The organism is Aeromicrobium sp. PFPM2_SD2, assembly GCF_057364525.1.
The window spans coordinates 1-1,834 of record NZ_JBNFNZ010000479.1; the positions used below are offsets into that span (position 1 = coordinate 1).

At 70.1% G+C, this 1,834-nt stretch carries 2 protein-coding genes; both read left to right on the forward strand.

The annotated features are described in order from the left end of the window. A partial coding sequence (locus AC2W7G_RS15310) for a proton-translocating transhydrogenase family protein (RefSeq protein WP_485869196.1) occupies positions 1–353 on the forward strand: 353 nt, incomplete at its 5' end. Between the two features lie 6 nt (positions 354–359). Beyond that, on the forward strand, positions 360–1,766 hold the full coding sequence (gene pntB / locus AC2W7G_RS15315; RefSeq protein ID WP_485869197.1) for a Re/Si-specific NAD(P)(+) transhydrogenase subunit beta: 1,407 nt from the start codon (positions 360–362) through the stop codon (positions 1,764–1,766). Positions 1,767–1,834: the final 68 nt, after the last annotated feature.

Genomic DNA, 1,834 nt, shown 5'->3' on the forward strand with positions numbered 1-1,834 from the left:
GAAGGAGCCGATGCCGGCGTCGACGAAGCGTGGACTGGCGATTGCGGCCTGGTCGCACTCTGTTCGTCGCGCGCGCGCCCGACCCGCTGCCGCAGCACTTCACCGTGCTCATGCTGGCGGTGGTCATCGGCTACTACGTCATCGGCAAGGTGCACCACGCGCTGCACACGCCGCTCATGAGCGTCACGAACGCCATCAGCGGCATCATCGTCGTCGGCGCCATGCTGCAGCTGGTCGACGACGACGGCCTCATCCGCGCGCTCGCGTTCGTCGCCGTGCTCCTGGCCAGCATCAACGTCTTCGGCGGCTTCGCCGTGACCCGACGCATGCTCAGCATGTTCTCGAAAGGCTGACCGCCCGTGGACGTCTTCAGTCTCGCCGGCGCGGCGTACGTCGTCGCCGCCCTGCTCTTCATCCTCAGCCTCGCCGGCCTGAGCAAGCACGAGACGGCCCGGCGCGGCCTCTCGTTCGGCATCGCCGGCATGACGCTGGCCCTCGTGGCCACGTTCCTGGTCGTCGTCGACGTCTCGGCTGACCTCGACGAGGTGCTGCCGGTCGTCCTGCTGCTGCTCGCCGTCGTCGCCGGCGCCGCGATCGGCCTGTGGCGCGCGCGCATCGTCGAGATGACGCAGATGCCCGAGCTCATCGCGCTGCTGCACAGCTTCGTCGGCCTCGCCGCGGTGCTCGTCGGCTGGAACGGCTACCTGGAGTACCGCGAGCGCCACGGCGCCCTGGGCGACCTGGCGGGCGTCCACGACGCCGAGGTGTTCATCGGGGTCTTCATCGGTGCGGTCACCTTCACCGGCTCGATCGTGGCGTTCCTCAAGCTGTCGGGGCGGATGAAGTCCAGCCCGCTCATGCTCCCGGGCAAGAACTACCTCAACCTCGGCGCGCTCGTGCTGTTCGTGCTGCTGACGATCTGGTTCGTGGCCGACCCGCACCTGTGGCTGCTCGTGCTCGTGACGCTGCTGGCGCTGGCGCTCGGCTGGCACCTCGTGGCGTCCATCGGCGGCGGCGACATGCCCGTCGTGGTGTCGATGCTCAACAGCTACTCGGGCTGGGCCGCGGCGGCGTCGGGCTTCCTGCTCAACAACGACCTGCTCATCGTCACCGGCGCGCTCGTGGGCTCGTCCGGCGCGTACCTGAGCTACATCATGTGCCAGGCGATGAACCGCTCGTTCCTGTCGGTCATCGCGGGCGGCTTCGGCATCGAGGCCGGCCCGGCCGGTGACACGGACTACGGCGACCACCGCGAGGTCGACGCCGAGGACGTCGCCGAGCTGCTCCGGAACGCGAGCTCGGTGGTCATCACGCCCGGCTACGGCATGGCCGTCGCGCAGGCGCAGTACCCCGTCGCCGACCTCGTCCGGAAGCTGCGCGAGCGCGGCGTGGACGTCCGCTTCGGCATCCACCCGGTCGCCGGCCGCCTGCCCGGGCACATGAACGTGCTGCTCGCCGAGGCGAAGGTGCCCTACGACATCGTCCTGGAGATGGACGAGATCAACGACGATCTGGCCGACACGTCCGTCGTGCTGGTCATCGGCGCCAACGACACGGTGAACCCGGCCGCGGCCGAGGACCCGTCCAGCCCGATCGCCGGCATGCCGGTGCTGCGGGTCTGGGAGGCGTCCGACGTGGTGGTGTTCAAGCGCTCGATGGCCGCCGGCTACGCGGGCGTGCAGAACCCGCTGTTCTTCCGCGACAACACGCAGATGCTGTTCGGCGACGCCAAGGAGCGGGTCGAGGACATCCTGCGCTCCCTGTGACGCTCAGCGGGCCGCCGCGGTGCGGCGGGCCCGTGCGCCAGGCGACCACCGCGGCGCCGAGGGCCAGC